Here is an 11,749-nt window from a genome sequence, read left to right on the forward strand (position 1 = left end):
ATTAAAATTGATCTTTTTGTACACATTAACTAATCTCCTCCTTGCAGTACTAATTTCATATTAAAAAGGATATTTTATGAATTGTAAATTTAGAAACTCAATTATCGCTGCAAATTTATTAGTTGCACTAACCGGATGTAAAATGACAGCGAATGCAGAGCACGCTCAAGGCAGAGTGTCTATTCAATGTCAAGTTATTATTGGTGGTTCCTCTTCATCCAACTCAATTATTCAAACTTTTGCACCAGAAATTTTCGATCAATATGGCCGAATTAACCTTTCAAATATGGATGCATCCAAGTTAGAGTTTGAAATAAATAATTTATATAATATAAATGATATTAAAGATAACCGTATTCTTATCATTTTGAAGTCAGGTCAAAGTATTTTGGCTCGTAAATGGTTTGATGTATATAAAGCTGACTCGATGTATAGGTTGAATAGCCCTCAATTATTTTCAAACTGGGCTATGACCTATGAAGCGGTGGCGGATGGTTTCGACATAAACTTTGATCCAAAACCTCGGATAATTACGGCACCGAGTAGCTTTTCAGTCAAAGGTAAGTATCGAAGCGCACCTCTTTTCGAATCGCCACAGGTACAGTTTGAAGGTTGTGAACGTTTGCCTGAATTCCCAGTACCGGATCCTGGTTACTATTGCGAACGGTAAGACTTGCTAGCTAAATTCAGTGAGTAATTATTGATTACTCACTTCTAATAACGATCTACGTTTAGACACAACATATAATCCCCACCCCGTAATCTTGTGTAATCGCCTTTTTTTACTTTTACAGCTACTTTCTAAAGAGAGTGGTGTTTTCACCTGAACCAATCACTTAACTTTATTAACTGAATTGCAATAGTTCGACATATATATCCAATACTACAGGCTATTAGGCGAAAAATGCAGCAAGTCCACCGTCATTAAGGAGCAAGCTATGAATGTGCAGAATAAAGAGAGTCAGCCTTTAGAAATAAACAAAGAGCTCAACACCAACATCATCCTCAGCAGTACACAAAAGAAGCAAATAAAAGCACGCGCAAGTAAATACAAAAACGCTGATTTATCTTGCCTTAGGGCAATAGCACAAGCCGCAATAAATGTAGAATTATTCACTATCCCTTTATACATGACAGGCCTTTATTCCATTCAAGGCACCCATGCGATCGCTGATTCATCAAACCTTTATCCAGGACGTTATTGGCCAGGACTTGGTCCAACAGCTGGATATATCCCGGAAGAGCGCCGTAGCCAATATGACGTTGATCTCGCGCCGTTATTCGATATAAATACGTTAGTTAGTGATAGTAAACCCAGCGATTTGTCGGATAAGTTTAGATTAACTATCAATCAGCAAGTTTTTAATGGCGTATATAGTGTTTTCATTGAAGAAATGCTCCATTTACAGCTTGCTTCCAATATGGCAAGTAAGTTGGGACTCACACCAAGCTTTACAAGTCCGGCATTGATTGATGAAAACTATGGTTGGAAATGCTACAACAACCAAAGTGGTATTCCACATATTTTGGACTTTGCTGACTGTACCAAAGACTTGTCGCAACTGAGCCCTGAGATTCAAGCTTACTTCAAACAAATTTTCCCAGGTAAAACGTTACAAGATCTACGCGTTAATGCCACTGAACTCAACAAAGAGCAGACACTACTCTTTATGTTGATTGAAGAAACGGAAGAAAACGCAAAGAAAATTATCCAAGAGCAATATTTAGAACCAAACAAAGACACAAAACGGCCAAAATATTTTGAGCAGGCACCTTATGACTGGTGGAAACCAGATTACACTGAGAAAAACCTGCCGCTGTTTGGCTCGATTGGACACATGTACCTCAGCTATTGGGATTATATCCAGATCCAGTATGACGATGGCACAAGCTTGCTCGACTATGCAACCATTCAGCGCGACTATTTTAATGAGCGCCCTGGTAATAAAGATTATCAGCCACAATTCCCAGGTATTAAGGGCTCTCTCAACGTAAAAGAAGATCATACTGTTTTAAAAGAAGCGTTAATGAATAATGTAAATGCCATTACTGATCAAGGTGAAGGTGATGGTGTGGCAGAAATGATTTGTAAACGCTGGGCTGATGAGAAATGGGCACAAAACCTCCTAGCAGCGAAAGCGGATGAAGCGGATGATCCCCACCTCAGCACCGTAGAAGAGAAGTTTCAACCTAGTGCAGAAGCATTGAAGGCGGATTATCCCGCAAGCTGCGGTGAGGGTCCAATTTCCGGTTCGGCGTGTGCCCGGATCACTAATAAATACAAAGATCACTTTCAAATATTTACCGATACCATGAGGCTCATTGTCGACTTTGAGAAGTCTTCAAGTCAACCAGACGAACGTTACATGACTTGGTCAACTTGGTTTGCTGAGGGTAATAGCTGGAATGAGGCGTTATTGGACCCCAACGGCGATGATGAAGCAGCTAAGCAAAACCCAAATCTACCTTGCGTCAGCAGTGTAGTAAAAGCGCTTAACAACCTTAAACTCTCGTCAAATATTGGCAATACGCATCAATTATTCAGTCAATCTGCGGTAGGCACAATTAAAGGTCTAACTACTGCACTTGATCGTTATTGGTCTGGTAAGACCAGTGAATTTCCGGGCCCTGCGATGGGTGGCTCTGGCGATAGGATCTCGATTTGCTGGGCAACTACGGGAATTGCGCCGGATTTAGTAACGGGTATCGCCCCACAAAATCCGAACACCCTTTATCATGCCTGCCAAGGAATGAGCTATACCAACATAGGTTCGAATGACTTACCACCTCCTGAGGTATATCACAGTTGTAAAGGCAGTAATGATTGTAAAGCACAAGGTGGTTGCGGCTTTGTTCATAGCACAACGCCCGGCGGTAGCTGTGGTGGTAGCGTATCAACAGGGCCAAAAAGTGCACCTGCAGATAATAAGTGTAATAACTTGGGTGGGTGTGCAGTGCCTATCTCAGCCTCTCAACTCTTCCCTGAACTTTCTGGTGAAGACCAAGAATACGATATGCAACTATTTAAGTTTAACTTAAAAGATAACACCTTCTCTGCTATTGATTACACTTATCCGAAAGGCCAACAAGCCCCAACAGATCAATCTGCAGATCATGTGCTTATGCCTTATAAACAAGGGGATGCCGTATACGATATTGCTTGGCAAGCATACTGCAATGCCAATGGTTTATTGAACGAAGATGGCGAACCTAAAGAGAAGCCAAAACCTTCAGATATTCGTCTAGCACTTCCTCCATCAACTTGATAGGAAAGATAGCATGACAAATCCAATTCGGACGCAGCAGCTTGCTGCGTCCGCTATCGAAAAACTAACCGACTTAGGGTTTGGTGTTGGCCTGAGAAGCCAGCACTATCCCTTTATCATGTCTCAATTGGAACGCGGAGCATCGCTTGATGTTGACTGGTTTGAAATCATCAGTGAAAACTATATAGATAATCACGGCTATGGTCGGCATGTGCTCGCTCAGTTAAAGGAACAATACCCGCTAGTGATGCATGGTGTGTCAATGAATATTGGTAGCAGCGACCCTCTTAACTTTGAATACTTAGGCAAACTCAAAGCGCTAAGCGAGTTTGTTCAGCCACAGCTTATTTCTGATCATTTGTGTTGGACAGGCGTTGCTGGTTTGAATAGTCACGACCTCCTACCTATGCCGTTAACTGACGAAAGCCTACAACACGTTATCAACCGTGTTGATCAAGTACAGGATTTTTTAGAGCGACCTTTGGTGCTTGAGAACCCATCAACATACCTTGAATTTCAACATTCAACCCTCACTGAAAGCGAGTTCTTTAGTGAGTTAGTCACCGCAACAGGCTGCGGCATGCTATTGGATGTAAACAACGTCTTTGTTAGTAGCTTTAACCATGGTTTTGACGCTGAAGCGTTTATTCGTCAACTCCCCCATGAGCACATCGTTCAAATCCATCTAGCCGGTCCTAGCGACTGCGGTGATTGTTTGATAGACACTCATGACCAACCAGTGCCCGCCAAGGTTTGGCAGCTTTATCAACTGGCGCAGCAGTTAACGGGTGGCGTGTCGACCTTACTTGAATGGGATGCCAATATCCCCAGCTTTCCTGAACTCGTTGATGAGTTAAGCAAAGCAAAACTGGTACTGGCAGGGCATATTCCAAAACAAGATACAATTACTAACACCAACGCGCTGTCAACTCCAATCGTCAAAGAGCGAGCAGAATTAACATAATGAAAACGCCAGACTTAACGCAAACTCAGCAGTGGCTTAGCACCGTTTTAATGGTGCGAGGCGACCTACCACAAAAACTCAATACCGCTGCAAATCCGCATGGTTTAACGCTGCATGACTGTGTAAAAAGTAGTAAAACACTGGGAGCCATGAGAAGAGTAGACATCTATGCTGCAGGCTATGTGATGCGTTTAGTCGAATGTCTTCGGGGAGAGTTTGCACTACTTCGCCAGTTTATGGGCGACGAAGTATTCGACACCTTCGCCAAAGCCTTTATCGTCACCTTACCCTCTAAGTCTTGGACACTACATCAACTAGGCTCGCGCTTCGCTGATTTTTTAGCACACACTAAACCCACCGGTGATTTTAATGCCCACCAGCAAGCTATGTTTAGCTTGCCTTCAGAGCTGGCTAAGTTTGAAAGAGCCAAAGCGCTTGCACTGTTAAAACCAGGACCGGAAACCGAGCAATCAACTGCAGTAATAAACGAGATTGAGCTCCTTTGCGGTATCGCAGAAAATTTTGTCATGTCGGTGCCAGAATCAGTACAGCTTATTCAAACCGATTACCCTTTGCTGCCGCTTATAACCCAGCTTGAGCAAGCAAAGCCGTACACCTTGCCAACGCCTGAGCAAACGTATATTGCAATATCGCGCCAACAATATCGCATCAAAATGAGTGTATTGAATGACTGGCAAGCAGACTTATTACTACATCTGAGAGACAAACCGCTACGCTATCAAGAAGCGGTAACCTACAGCGCTAACCACCTAAACTTGGATCAACAAGCGCTGCAATCGCAGTTAGCAGTTTGGCTGCCAAGCGCTAGTAATATGGGGCTGTTTACGTTACAAAATGAACCAGTGCCCCAGTGATCCAATTTTCTAAATAATGGCTCAGTTAATAAAGTGAAATAAACCTTGATGGGTTATTTTTATATCCAATACAAGATAGACTAGCTGTATCGACTGCTGCTCCCAAATAATAATGATAACAATCAATAACCGTAAGCTAGACTTAGCCACGGGTGAACTTACCTACCTTGATGAGACAATCAAATTAGAGGCTAAGGTGCTGGCAGTACTTGAAATACTGTATCAACATCGTGGCACGCTTGTTACGCAAGAGCACCTACTTAATTCTGTATGGCAAAATACCGTCGTCGCCCCAAATGCCCTTCAACGATGCATCGCTCAGCTTAGAAAACTACTTGGAGATAGTGATAAACGTATTATCCAGACTTTTCATAAAAAGGGCTATCGTTTACAGGTTGGGGAGCAGCATACTAATTTAAGCCAAAAGCTGAGAACCTGTGCTCTCTATTTCGCAGGTTTCATCATCCTCTTCGGTATATTGTTTAGCTATTCAACTATGCCAAAAGCTAATTTCCAACTTTCAGAGGTTACACCTGTAAGTTACGGATTGGAGTTGGAGAGCACTGCGACACTCACCTCAGGTAGAAGGTTATTATATGTGGCCAGAACACCGCAAGCAGCGGAACTAAAAGTAAAGGATTTGGATTTCCAAACAACTAAGTTAGTTACCCGTGCATTGGATTTTGTTGGCAAACCTCAGCTTAACAAAGAGGGTAAAAAAGCAGTACTCATTGAAACACGCAAAACAAAATCACAAGCTAAGTGTCATCAAGCTATCGTCGTGTTACCAAGATTTGCTGCCAGAAAAGTGATCTCTCCTTGCTTAAATAACGAAGTGCGGCAAGCCTACTGGGTTGGTCATCAAGTGTTACTTATCGCCAATAACGAGTATGCCCTTTTTACTCCGCACTCAGACTCAGTCACATTTACTTCTTTACCTATAGCAGCAACAATTTTAGCGTCCTCATTTAATGAGGATCAACTTACTTTACTCACCCAAGATCCAGAAGAAGAGGCTTATCTCTCTAGTTATATGATTAGCAAAGAAAACGAGCTTTTTCTTCTTCAACAAGAAAAATTGTCTGATGTAGAATTAGACCGTTCGTTGATGTTAGTAGAAGGGCCAGATACAACACACATACTTTCAACCGCATCTGCGCTCTATATTTTTCAAAACCTCAAGCTTGTACAAGCCATTCCGGCAATCGGCTCAGAATCGTTTTACATCACTGAATACATTAAAGGTAATAGCTATTTAGCGACACTAGTTCGAGAACAAAAGCAGATTAATATTCAAGACAACCTCTCTACAAGCCGACTTACAATCAGCCACTACGACGAGCTATCAGGGCAATTCCAACCAAGTGGAAATGCCATTGCATTTCTCTCTAATCGTACAGGCACCAATGAAGTTTGGTTAAAGCAAGAACAGCAAGAGATCCCGCTCACCCATAACAAACATATTTCGTCTTTTGTTTGGACAGCCGATGGTAAACAATTGTGGGCAGCATCAAAACAAAGTTTACTGAAAATCAATTTAGTCACTGGCGTTGAAGTTTTTCCTGCTTTATTTGAAAAGCAAATTATAATGCAATCAATTGAAATAAAAGGAAGTAACTACCTTCTCATCAATGATCTTGGCGATGAACAGCTAGTACTTTTCGACCCTGTAACCAACCATAAACAGCCACTTTATCAGGGGCAGGTTCACTGGGCACAAATACAGCAAAACGGTACTGTCTATATAGCCACACCAGATGAGCCAAACTTAAAAGTACTCGTCAACAATTCGCTCAAACCACAGCCAATAACAAACAAAATCACATTGCATTGGCGTTTTTACCTACGTGGGAATGAGCTGATTATTCCCGACAAACAGGCGACTATCTGGCGCTATAACATCAACACGCAAGTTTTGGATACATTGGGCAAATCCGACGAGCAGACTCGCTTGATCACAGATGTTCAACTACATCCTTTTAAGGTTTTAGCTGACTCACCAAAAACACTTAGCGCAAACCAAGTTAAAGTAAAAATAACAGAACCAGAAAACCGCTAATATAAAGGTGGCTCACACATGTGCGCCACCTTTATATTACTCTTAATAACGCTAAAGCCGAGACAATACTTGTTCAATATACTGCTTGGCTTCTTCATTTTTTTGCTCTGTTGCTAGCAGCAAGGCACGCTTTAGCTGAAGTGTTGCTTGTGTTGTATCGCCCGCATTCAAAAGAGTCTGTCCATAACGTAAATTGTAAATTACAGAGTTAGGCATAGTCGCAAGTAGTTCATCAAGCACGTTTTTTCCAAGTATTGTATTGCCTTGCGCAAATAAATATTGCCCTAGAGCAAGCTGATTGGCCTTAATATCAATCGAGTACCCATAGTGCTGTTCTAGTTTTTGGTGATATTCTCGCAACCCCTTTAGACCTAATTTTTCAAATTGAGCATAATCTTGAAGCTTTATTGCGCCAAGAATATGTTGTAATCCATGTCTTAGCGCTAGCTGTGCGCCTACATGATAATGATATTGACTTAAGTCTTCCAACATCAAATGTTGGTGTCGTTTTGAAACGGCGAGCGCAGCAAAAAACGGCCTATTTTCGTCAAAGCTGCCAAGGCTGATATATAGGTTATTGGTGAGCTTGCCCTTGGTGATGCTGTCACTAATATCCTCTTTTAGTAGCTTGGGGAGGTGACTCCAAATTGGCGCAGACAATATTGCACCTTGGAAATACCCGGGCATTTCTCCTAATAAGTTCAAGGCAATCGCCGCCCTGCTTGAGTACCCTTCAATGACTTTAAACGGCGAAAGATTAAATTGCCGTATTAGTGTTGGTTCAACTTCACTTGCTAACACGCGAGCTAGCAAGGCAAAATACGCTTGGTCAGATAACTTGTCAGCCCCAGCAAAACTCAATTTGGGCACTCGCACGATCACAAGTTGCGGGATAGGTGAAAAACTAGTGTGACTCAGCCAGTCCACTTCAGCTTTCAGTACATCAAAACGGCTCTCTCCCGCAGTTGTATAAAGCGTTGAGTATGGCTCTTTTCGGTTAACATCAAAATCAAAAGGCAAATATATTTGTACATCAACAGGCCCTCCCACTAACTTTGAACTCACAGTGATATGCTGTAATTTTGAGGCTATCTGAGCGTGAGTAACTAACGCAAACAACGCGCAATTTAACCACATCAAACTTTTTAAAAGTATTTTCATGCTTTTCTCCATTTTTGGGTAAGCTTATGAAATAAAAACTTTTAAAACTTGATACATTGCTTATTTTTAATTGATGAATTGCTGATGTGGATCTATCGGAGTTTGTCAGAGGCTAAATATCAGGTGCTAACAAACATGGTTACCTAAGTCGCAACGTTTAGCACAGTGACTATGGTTGTAAAAAGTGATGCTACTAAGGCTTATTAATTTCGCGTATACACGTTAAGCAACGGAAACTTGTTCTCACCGAAAGCCAGTGTGAGTGAAAGCGTTTCTCCGCCATCAAAGCTTTCAGAAAGCTTCATCGGCGCGATCCTTTGCCCGTTTGCTGTTAGTGCCAGCAGGTGTTTTTGTGTTAATGTCCGACGCCCGCTCGATTGATTTTTAATCGTGATCATTGCCCAGCGCTCACCGTTTTCGTTACTCATCAGTACCGCGTTAAGTGCCTTGAAGTCACTGATATCTGGGTAAATATTGGCATCATTCGGAAAAGCCAGTTCCATATTGTTAGGCACTACACTATCAATCGTTAACGCTTCTTCAGCTGCCTGTGTATTCACAGCCAACATAAGTAACCAAAAACCACTTATTATCCTTTTAATCATTTAACTTTTCCTTCTATTTTCCGTTGACTAATTCAATTTTTGGGCACACCAATACTAGCACAGCACCAAGGTTAAACTGCAAAACAAAAATGCCAGACTACACACTGTGCGATCTGGCATTTTCTTAACTAGTAGTGACATCAATTATAAAGTTTCTTCTAACCACTTGAAGAATTCACGCTGCCAGACTATTCCGTTTTGCGGTGTCAGTACCCAGTGGTTTTCTTCAGGGAAATAAAGAAAACGGCTTTTCAAGCCACGTAGTTTAGCAGCTTGAAAGGCTTGCATTCCTTGGCTCAGCGGTACACGGTAGTCTTTACCACCATGGATCACGAACATCGGCGCATCCCACTTATCCACATAGCTGATTGGGTTAAACTGATTGTATGCCTTGCTGATTGCTGCATTGTTTTGCTCCCAGTACGCGCCACCCAATTCGTTGTTCACGAAGAACATTTCTTCGGTTGTGCCGTACATACTGCGCAAATCAAAAATGCCACAGTGCGCGATAAAGGTTTTGAAACGACCATCATGATTGCCAGCTAAGTAAAACGCAGAATAACCACCAAAGCTTGCGCCAACTGCCGCGATACGTTTGTTGTCAACGTATGACTCTTTCGCAACATCGTCGATAGCGTCAAGGTAATCTTGCATTACCTTACCACCCCAATCTTGGCTGATATCTTTGTTCCATTTCACACCGTGTCCAGGCATACCACGACGGTTTGGCGCAACCACAATGTAGCCTTGTGATGCCATCACTTGGAAGTTCCAGCGGAAGGAATAAAACTGTGATAACGGCGACTGTGGACCACCTTGAAGGTATAACAGCGTTGGATATTGCTTACGCTTATCAAAATTAGGTGGGTAGATAACCCACGTTAGCATGTCTTCGCCGTCTTTTGTCTTCACCATTCGCTTTTCAACGTTCGGTAAATCCAAATCAGCATAAAACGCCTCATTCACATTTGTCAGCGCAACAAGCTTTTTACTATTCAGATCAAAGCGGAAGATCTCTTTTGCTTGATTCATGCTATTGCGAGTAACAACTAACTGATCGTCTAGGGCAGCGACAATGCTATTTACATCAAACATGCCCTTAGTTAGCTGCTGAATTTTTGGATTGGCTTTGGTTTTGCTGCTCACCGCTACTTGAAATAGCTGGATTGTCCCGTCAATTGGTGCAATAAAATAAATATGCTTACCATCGTGACTCCACTCAAAACTGCTTACCGTGCCGTCCCAGTGCGCAGTTAAGTTGACTTCTCTGTCACCCAACTTAACGATAATGTCATTTTTATCCGCCTCGTTACCCGCTTCATCCATACGTAAGAAAGCCAGCTGCCCTGTGGATGAGAACTCTGGGCTTTTATCATAACCCAAGTTTTGCTCGGTTAGATTGGTGGTTTTCTTACTGGCCAAGTTATAACGATAAATATCTGTGTTGGTGCTGCTCGCATATTCTGCGCCAGTCAGCTTTTTACTGACGTAGTAGATATTTTCACCTTTAGGGCCCCAAACATAATCGCTTGAACCACCAAATGGTGACGTCGGACTATCAAAAGGCATCCCTTTCATGATGTCGACTTTTTCTTCAGTAGTCAGGTCCTGATAGAACACGTGTTTAACACTGCCGTCTTTCCAGGTATCCCAATGGCGGTAATTTAAATCATCAAACACATAAGCATCTGCTTGCGTAAGTGCTTTATGTCTATCCGTCGCCAACACAGCTTCAACATTGACGGTGTCATGAAATAGTTTTTTGCTGCCATCTGGCGAAATGTTGTCGTCTGACAATATCCCTTGATATGCGCTTAAAAGCTGGGACAGCCCACCCTTTAACGGCACTTGATAAACTTTGCTATCAAAGTCATTGTTTTCAACACTAGGCGTTGTAACTCGATAAATCACATGGGTTTTGTCTTTAGATAACCCAAGCGCACTTACGCGCTTTACTTGCCAAAGCTTGTCTGGGGTCATTACCTCTTTGGCAACTAACCCAAAACTTGGTGCTAATCCTAAGCTAGCACATAAAAGAATTCGCAACATCGCGAAATGCCTCCAATAATCAAATTCCACCTAGACTACATAAAGCGAGAAGAACTTAAAAGCATTCGCGATAAGATACTTTCGTCTCTAGTACAGGTAACCTAAAAGCAGCAGAAGTTGCTCAAAATAAATTTACGTTGTGCTGTAAGTTGGCAATTCGGTATTTTCTCGGTGTTTGATTGAATAATTTCTTAAACGCTTGCACAAACGCAGAGTCAGAAGCGTACCCCAACTCGATAGCAATTTCCTGTATGCTCTTTTGCGACTCTAACAATTGCAAAGATACAGACAAAGGCGCGGCGGTAGGTGCCATTGCCGGTGCAGCCATTGGCAATTACATGGATCAACAGGAAGCGGCTTTTAACGAAGAGCTTGCAGGTACCGGCGTAGAAGTGGTGCGTGAGGGCGATCAGATGCGCCTTGTGCTGCCTGCCAATATCACCTTTGCCACCGGCCAGTCGGCCATCAGCCCGGGTTTTAACAATACATTACAGGGGATTGCCCGTGTGATGCAAAAGTACGACAAAACCTTTCTGACCATCACTGGCCACACCGACTCGGCCGGTTCAGCCGGGTTCAACCAAACCCTTTCAGAGCAACGGGCAAATAGCGTGAAGCAGTCTTTGCTGTCCTACCAGATAAACCCGGCACGTATACACGCGCAGGGGATGGGTGAATCTCAACCTGTGGCCAGCAACAACACCGAGCAGGGCAAAGCACAAAACCGCCGCGTGGAGATCAAGATTATCCCCAATCAGGCGTCGTAGTGT

The 11,749-nt window shown here is 42.7% G+C and carries 10 protein-coding genes; 6 read left to right on the plus strand and 4 right to left on the minus strand.

Annotation, left to right across the window (positions count from 1 at the left end; translation table 11 throughout):
* Positions 1-76: 76 nt before the first annotated feature.
* The 5 genes from L1271_RS15615 to L1271_RS15635 all read left to right on the plus strand — a co-directional run bounded on the left by L1271_RS15615 (position 77) and on the right by L1271_RS15635 (position 7,164).
* Positions 77-670 carry a hypothetical protein gene (locus L1271_RS15615; RefSeq protein WP_235368239.1) on the plus strand — a complete coding sequence of 198 codons (594 nt, stop codon included), beginning with the start codon at positions 77-79 and terminating at the stop codon, positions 668-670.
* A 268-nt stretch (positions 671-938) separates the two neighbouring features.
* Complete coding sequence (locus tag L1271_RS15620) at positions 939-3,266, plus strand: ferritin-like protein (RefSeq protein ID WP_235368240.1); 2,328 nt, start codon at positions 939-941, stop codon at positions 3,264-3,266.
* Positions 3,267-3,279: 13 nt separating this feature from the next.
* Positions 3,280-4,230, plus strand: a complete 951-nt coding sequence (bufB, locus tag L1271_RS15625; RefSeq protein ID WP_010603745.1) for an MNIO family bufferin maturase — start codon at positions 3,280-3,282, stop codon at positions 4,228-4,230.
* Positions 4,230-5,105, plus strand: a complete 876-nt coding sequence (locus L1271_RS15630) for an HvfC/BufC N-terminal domain-containing protein (RefSeq protein ID WP_235368241.1) — start codon at positions 4,230-4,232, stop codon at positions 5,103-5,105. The genes bufB and L1271_RS15630 overlap by 1 nt, the downstream gene beginning before the upstream one ends.
* A gap of 112 nt (positions 5,106-5,217) precedes the next feature.
* Entirely contained in the window at positions 5,218-7,164 is a 1,947-nt protein-coding gene (locus L1271_RS15635) for a winged helix-turn-helix domain-containing protein (RefSeq protein ID WP_235368242.1), read from the plus strand.
* Between the two features lie 51 nt (positions 7,165-7,215).
* Here the strand turns inward: L1271_RS15635 and L1271_RS15640 are convergent, their stop codons facing one another.
* The 4 genes from L1271_RS15640 to L1271_RS24945 form a co-directional block, all read right to left on the minus strand.
* Positions 7,216-8,325: an alpha/beta hydrolase-fold protein gene (locus L1271_RS15640; RefSeq protein WP_235368243.1), complete on the minus strand. Its 1,110-nt coding sequence runs from the start codon at positions 8,323-8,325 to the stop codon at positions 7,216-7,218.
* A 203-nt stretch (positions 8,326-8,528) separates the two neighbouring features.
* Positions 8,529-8,930: a hypothetical protein gene (locus L1271_RS15645; protein ID WP_235368244.1), complete on the minus strand. Its 402-nt coding sequence runs from the start codon at positions 8,928-8,930 to the stop codon at positions 8,529-8,531.
* A 144-nt stretch (positions 8,931-9,074) separates the two neighbouring features.
* Positions 9,075-10,979: a S9 family peptidase gene (locus tag L1271_RS15650; protein ID WP_235368245.1), complete on the minus strand. Its 1,905-nt coding sequence runs from the start codon at positions 10,977-10,979 to the stop codon at positions 9,075-9,077.
* 121 nt (positions 10,980-11,100) lie between these two features.
* Complete coding sequence (locus tag L1271_RS24945; RefSeq protein WP_442960395.1) at positions 11,101-11,211, minus strand: hypothetical protein; 111 nt, start codon at positions 11,209-11,211, stop codon at positions 11,101-11,103.
* Between L1271_RS24945 and L1271_RS15660 the strand changes: the two genes are divergently transcribed.
* Complete coding sequence (locus tag L1271_RS15660; RefSeq protein ID WP_442960396.1) at positions 11,159-11,746, plus strand: OmpA family protein; 588 nt, start codon at positions 11,159-11,161, stop codon at positions 11,744-11,746. The genes L1271_RS24945 and L1271_RS15660 overlap by 53 nt on opposite strands.
* Positions 11,747-11,749: the final 3 nt, after the last annotated feature.

Source organism: Pseudoalteromonas sp. OF5H-5 (genome assembly GCF_021530695.1).
Lineage (GTDB): Bacteria > Pseudomonadota > Gammaproteobacteria > Enterobacterales > Alteromonadaceae > Pseudoalteromonas.